Annotated in this window: 8 protein-coding genes; 6 read left to right on the top strand and 2 right to left on the bottom strand. The window is 70.5% G+C overall.

Going from position 1 to position 5,288, the window contains the following annotated elements; genetic code table 11:
- On the top strand, positions 1-207 hold a 207-nt coding region (locus AB0J09_RS55365), incomplete at its 5' end, for a YciI family protein (protein ID WP_360710425.1).
- 37 nt (positions 208-244) lie between these two features.
- Here AB0J09_RS55365 and AB0J09_RS55360 read toward each other — a convergent pair.
- Positions 245-520, bottom strand: coding sequence for an isoamylase early set domain-containing protein (locus tag AB0J09_RS55360; RefSeq protein ID WP_360710424.1), 276 nt, complete (start codon positions 518-520; stop codon positions 245-247).
- 206 nt (positions 521-726) lie between these two features.
- On the opposite strand from AB0J09_RS55360, the gene AB0J09_RS55355 reads away from it, so the two are divergent.
- The 3 genes from AB0J09_RS55355 to AB0J09_RS55345 are packed head-to-tail and all read left to right on the top strand — an operon-like array spanning position 727 to position 3,786.
- Positions 727-1,608, top strand: a complete 882-nt coding sequence (locus AB0J09_RS55355; RefSeq protein ID WP_360710423.1) for a thiamine pyrophosphate-dependent dehydrogenase E1 component subunit alpha — start codon at positions 727-729, stop codon at positions 1,606-1,608.
- Positions 1,605-2,618, top strand: a complete 1,014-nt coding sequence (locus tag AB0J09_RS55350) for an alpha-ketoacid dehydrogenase subunit beta (protein WP_360710421.1) — start codon at positions 1,605-1,607, stop codon at positions 2,616-2,618. The genes AB0J09_RS55355 and AB0J09_RS55350 overlap by 4 nt, the downstream gene beginning before the upstream one ends.
- A complete protein-coding gene (locus AB0J09_RS55345) occupies positions 2,611-3,786 on the top strand; it encodes a 2-oxo acid dehydrogenase subunit E2 (protein WP_360710419.1) in 1,176 nt (391 codons plus the stop codon). The genes AB0J09_RS55350 and AB0J09_RS55345 overlap by 8 nt, the downstream gene beginning before the upstream one ends.
- A 91-nt stretch (positions 3,787-3,877) precedes the next feature.
- Here the strand turns inward: AB0J09_RS55345 and AB0J09_RS55340 are convergent, their stop codons facing one another.
- Complete coding sequence (locus AB0J09_RS55340; protein ID WP_360710417.1) at positions 3,878-4,732, bottom strand: helix-turn-helix transcriptional regulator; 855 nt, start codon at positions 4,730-4,732, stop codon at positions 3,878-3,880.
- 119 nt (positions 4,733-4,851) lie between these two features.
- Here AB0J09_RS55340 and AB0J09_RS55335 point away from each other — a divergent pair, with 119 nt between their 5' ends.
- Positions 4,852-5,055 carry a 4-oxalocrotonate tautomerase family protein gene (locus AB0J09_RS55335; protein WP_360710415.1) on the top strand — a complete coding sequence of 68 codons (204 nt, stop codon included), beginning with the start codon at positions 4,852-4,854 and terminating at the stop codon, positions 5,053-5,055.
- Positions 5,056-5,116: 61 nt separating this feature from the next.
- Positions 5,117-5,288: SDR family NAD(P)-dependent oxidoreductase (locus AB0J09_RS55330; RefSeq protein WP_360710426.1), on the top strand; the 172-nt coding region annotated here is incomplete at its 3' end.

The following is a 5,288-nucleotide window of genomic DNA, read 5'->3' as shown; positions in this document are numbered from 1 at the left end:
CCGGAGTCCGCGGCGACCACCGTCCGCGTACGCGACGGCGAGCTGATCCTCTCCGATGGCCCGTTCGCCGAGACCAAGGAGGTGATCGCGGGCTTCGACGTGCTCGAATGCGCCGATCTGGACGAGGCGATCGAGGTCGCCCGTGCTCACCCGATGGCCAGGCAGGGACGGCTGGAGCTGCGTCCGTTCGCCGACTTCGAACAGTGAGAGCGCGCCCGGAGGCGGTGGCCGCCGGAGTCGCCGTTCAGAGGTGAAGCAGGCTGCCGTGCTGGTCGATGTGGTCGGCCGATTCGTCGTCGAACCACAGGCCGCCGGTCGCCAGGTAGCGGAACCTGTGGATGCCCGGCGGGAGGATCACGGACACCGTGCGCATGCCGCTACGGCGGAGCAGGAGTTCGTGGCGGCCGGGTGACCAGTCGTTGAAGTCGCCGACGACGCTGACGATGCCGGCGGGCTGGTTCGTGGGCAGGGTGAAGGTGATCCGGGTCTTCTTACCGAACAGGGGTGTACGCCTGAGCATCGCGAATCCTCCCGGAGGGGTGCGGGGAACGGCCCTAGCTTGGCGGGACCGGACAGTTCGGAGGAACGGGACACACAGGTCGTAACGTACTTTTCACACAGTTCACAGGCCCCCGTGTGGGCCCGACCCGATACAGGGTCGGGCCTGGACGGGAAATGCGGGGGTTGTTAGCCTTTCAGAAGGTTTTCCTGGTGCTCGAGAGGCCAATGGACAGACTCTCTGACGACGACCTGGCGCTGTTACTGCTGATCCGATTCTTCGAGCGGAAGCTGCTCACGCTCTTCGAGCGGGGCGAGCTCAACGGCACCACCCACACCTGCCTCGGCCAGGAGTACGTCCCCGTCTCCCTGCGAACGCTGCTGCGCGAGAGCGACTGGGTGTTCAGCAACCACCGAGGCCACGGCCACTACCTGGCTAGGTTCGAGGACCCGGAAGGGCTGCTGGCCGAGATCATGGGCAGGAAGGGCGCCATCTGCGACGGCGTGGGCGGCAGTCAGCACCTGAAGCGCGACCGCTACCTGTCCACCGGCGTGCAGGGTCAGAGCCTGTCCGTGGCGGCCGGAGTCGCGTTACGGCTCAAGCGGCACGAGCCGGGCGCGCTGGCCTGCGTCTACATCGGCGACGGAACCTGGGGCGAGGGCGCCGTGTACGAGGCGCTCAACCTGGCCCAGCTCTGGCGGCTCCCGTTGCTGGTGGTGGTCGAGCACAACGGCATCGCCCAGTCCACGGCGACCGCGCTGCAGATGGCGGGCACGGTCGAGGGGCGGGCACGGGCGTTCGACGTCGAGCACCGCCGGGTGGATGTAGCAGATATCTCCGTCATTCGCCCCCAGCTGGCTCCCCTGATCGAGCAGGTCCGGGAGGAGCCGCGCCCATTGGTGGTGGAATTCGCCACCCACCGCCTCGGCCCCCACAGCAAGGGCGACGACACCCGGCCGCCGGACTTCCCCCGCGTCGACTGGTACGCCGCCTACCAGGCCGCGCACCCCGAACAGTGCGCCAGGATCGAGGCGGAGGCCCGTACCCGGGTCGACCGGATCGCCGCCGAGGTCGCCGCCCGCCCGCCGGTAGTCTGGACCGCCGCGTGAGGGCCGGCGAGAACCTCAACCGCGCCCTGCACGGCCTCCTGGAGGACGACCCCTCCGTGTACGTCCTGGGTGAGGACCTCCTCGACCCCTACGGCGGCGCATTCAAGATCACCAAGGGCCTGTCCACCCGGTTCCCCGACCGCGTGCTCACCACCCCGCTCAGCGAGGGCGCCGTCGTCGGCGCGGCCTCGGGCCTGGCGCTGGCGGGCGGCAAGGCGGTCGTCGAGATCATGTTCGCCGACTTCGCGGCGCTCGCCTTCGACCAGATACTCAACTTCGCCAGCAAGTCCGTCACCATGTACGGGACCCGGGTGCCCCTGCCGCTGGTGATCCGCTGCCCGTCCGGCGGCCACCGCGGCTACGGGCCGACCCACAGCCAGAGCCCGCAGAAGCACTTCATCGGGATCCCCGGCCTGTCGCTCTTCGAGATGTCACCCTTCCACGACAACCGGGCCGTGCTCGATCGCATGCTGGCGCTGGGGGAGCCGTGCCTGCTGTTCGAGGACAAGGTGCTGTACACGCGGCGCATGTACGAGGTGGATGAGCCGTTCAGGTGGGACCTCGCGGGCGATGTGGCGGTGGTCCGCCTCGACTCGGGCGAATCGGATGCCCTGGAGATCCCGCCGGGCGATCTCGACTACGTGCTGATCGTCCCCGGCGGGGTAGCCCACCGGGCGATGGCCGCCATGCGGTCCCTGCTGCTCGACCACGACCTGGCCGGGGTGCTGATGGTCCCCTCGCGCCTGTACCCCTTCGACCCGCCGGCGCTGCTGCCCGTCCTGGAGCGGGCGCCGCTGGTGTGCGTGGCCGAGGACGGCAGCGCGGGCGGCACCTGGGGCGGTCACGTGGCCGCCGACCTGCACACCCGGCTCTGGGGACGGCTGCGCCGCCCGCTCAAGCTGGTCAACTCGGCCGACAGCGTGATCCCCACGGCCGCCCACCTGGAGCGCGACGTGCTGGTGCAGGACTCCACGATCCGCCGCGCCGTGCTGGAGGGCCTCGATGGCTGAGATCCGGGTGCCGAAGCTGAACACCAACGACGAGGCGTACGTGCTGCTCGAATGGCTGGTGGCGGACGGCGCCCGGGTGCGCGGGGACGAGGTCGTGGCGTCGGTGGAGACGTCCAAGACGGTGGAGGAGCTGGTCAGCGAGCACGACGGCGTCCTGACCCACCTCGTCCCGGCGGGCGCCGACTGCGCCCCCGGCCAGCCGATCGCCCGTGTCGCCGTCGCCCACGACGCGGTCGCGAGCCCGTCCGCATCGGCTCCGGCGCCGGTTTCAGCACTGCCTTCCGGCGTGCCGTTGATCACGGCGCCCGCGCAGGCGCTCATCGACGAGCTCGGCATCGACCCGGCGCGGGTTCGCGCCCTGCCCGTGAAGGTGGTGCGGCGGGCGGACGTCGAACGCCTCGGGGCATCGGACTCGTCCACCGCCCGAGCGTCCGTGCCGTACCCGGCCGCGCCGCCCGCCCAAGCGCCCGCTGAGGCGCCTGCACCGCGCGCAGCCGCCACCGCCTCCGGCGAAGGGCCGCCCGGTACGGGTCTGCGCGCGTTGAGCGGCAACCAGCGGGCCGTGGGCAGGACCGTGAGCCTGTCCCACCGGACGATCCCGGCCGCCTACGCCGCCATCAAGGTCGACGTGGGCCGGGCCACGGCCGCCGCCCGCGACCTCACCAGACGCCTGCGCAAGCTCGTCGGCCTCCCCGACCTCCTCATCGCCGCCGTCGCCCGCCTGCACGAGGACTTCCCGCTCTGCTTCGCGACGCTGCTGGACGAGAGCACGGCCGCCGTCCCCGACAGCCCGCACGTGGCGGTCACGATCGACCTCGGCACCGGCCTGTACGTGCCGGTCATCAGGGACGCGCACCGCAAGGGCGTCGAGGAGATCGCGGGGGAACTGGCCGGGTTCCGCAGGCTGGCCCAGCACGGCGGCTTCAGGCAGGAGCAGCTCGACGGCGGGAACATCGTCGTCACCCTGCACCACGACCCCGACATCGTCATGGCCGTCCCCATCGTCTTCCCGGGGCAGGCGTGCGCCGTCGCGCTCACCTCGCCGCAGCGGGAGGGCGAGCGCACGGTGGCGGTCGTCGGCCTCGCCTACGACCACCGGCTGGTCAACGGCAGGGACGCCGTCCTGTTCCTCCAAGCACTCAAGGAGGCCCTGGAGATGGCCCCCTAGAGACGGCCCCAAAGTGCACCGCAAGGCCTCGGCCAGGAGGCGGGTACGACCGGCCAGAGCTCCCTGGAAGAACTTCTTGCTGCTGTCGGGTTCAGACCTCTGCGATCGCTTCGGAGAAGTCTTGGACGCCGATTACGGCGAGTAGACGCAGCTGCTCGACCGCCCGGCCGCCGGCCGGGGCGGTGAAGAACTGCAGGCGTTGCCGGCCGTCCTCGCTGAACAGGTTCTGGCAGTGGATGTCGATCAGGCCCAGGCTGGGATGGTTGATGCGTTTGCGGTCACCGCGGCGCACGGCGACGTCGCCGGTGTCCCACAGTTCGGAGAACTCCCGGCTTGCCCGGCGCAGGCGGGCGACCATGTCCAGAGACCGAGCGTCGGTGCCGCGGCGTGCCACGGCGGCGCGCAGGTCGTAGACCAGCACGCGCGAGTGGTGCTGGTGATCCGCCTCTGGATAGATCGACCGGCTGCCCGGGTCGGTGAACCAGCGGTACACGTAGCTGGCCGCCAGCCCCGTCGCGTGCGCGGGCGGGCCGAGCAGCGCCATCGCCAACCGGTTCTGGGCGAGGGTCTCGTGCAGGTCGGTGATGATCTGCGCCGGAGTGGTGTCCAGCCGGTCGAGCAGGGCCAGCATGGCCGGTTGCACGTGCACCGCCGTACCGTGTGTGACGGGCTCCGGACGGCCAGCGAGCCGGAACAGGTGCTCGCGCTCGTCACCGTCCAGGCGCAGGGCCCGGGCCAGGGCAGCCAGGATCTGCTCCGACGGCTGCGCACCCCGGCCGCGCTCCAGCTCGATGTAGTAGTCCACTGACGTGCCGGCCAGTTGGGCCACCTCCTCCCGGCGTAGGCCGGGCACCCGGCGGCGCGATCCGCCGATCAGCCCGACCTCCGCCGGAGTGATCCGCGCACGCCGCGTCCGGAGAAATGCGCCGAGTTCAGACAGGTTCACGACTCCAGTGTGGGCCCCGGCGGTGAACCGTAGCCAGGGGACGGCGACCCCTGGCTGAAGGGCCCCTGGATACCCCCGCTCGGCTCTATCAGGGTGTGGACCATCGAAAGGAGCAAACAATGCCATTCGCCAATCTCAAGGTTCCCGCCGGCACACTCACCGCCGAGCAGAAGGAAGAGCTGGTCACCAAAGTGACCGACCTGTACTGCGAAACCTTCGGCGACGCCGTTCGCGACAACACGATGGTGCTCGTCGACGAGGTCGCCGACGGCGGCTGGGGCATACGGGGCGAGGTCCTCACCCTGGCCAAACTGCAGTCCTGACCCGTTCACCCCCGTGGCACGGCTTGTGCCGCGGGGGCCCTGAGAGATCGCGGAGATCATCGTGAACAACAGAGTCGCCGTAGTCACCGGCGGTTCGCGCGGCATCGGCCGTGAGGTCGCCAAACGGCTGGCGTCGGACGGCTTCTCGGTCGTTGTGGGTTACGCCGGGAACGCCGAGGAAGCCGCTGCGACGGTCAAGGAGATCGCCACGGCCGGCGGGAGCGCGGTCGCCG

It is taken from the genome of Nonomuraea sp. NPDC049784, assembly GCF_040659615.1.
GTDB lineage: Bacteria > Actinomycetota > Actinomycetes > Streptosporangiales > Streptosporangiaceae > Nonomuraea.
This window is presented reverse-complemented; position numbering and strand designations above follow the sequence as displayed.